Here is a 203-nt window from a genome sequence, read left to right as displayed (position 1 = left end):
GCCAAACCGGCCATCGTCACCTTCTTGCCGCCGCGATAGGCCGTCAGGTTCCCTTTGAGGCGGAGCCGATAATCCCAGCCCCGGCTTTTGCACCAGCCGATCAGGTCCGGGGTGCCATAGAACCGGTCGGCCATCAGGATGACCTTGGCATCCGGCGGCAGCCACGGGGCGGCGGCGTCGAGCAGGGTCTTCTGGGTGGCGAA

At 66.5% G+C, this 203-nt stretch carries 1 protein-coding gene; it reads right to left on the bottom strand.

Annotated features, from left to right (window positions below):
- Positions 1-203, bottom strand: a 203-nt coding sequence (locus MTBSS4_RS05215) for a transposase (protein WP_173982341.1), incomplete at both ends; no start/stop codon positions are given.

Source organism: Magnetospirillum sp. SS-4 (genome assembly GCF_902729425.1).
Lineage (GTDB): Bacteria > Pseudomonadota > Alphaproteobacteria > Rhodospirillales > Magnetospirillaceae > Phaeospirillum.
This window is presented reverse-complemented; position numbering and strand designations above follow the sequence as displayed.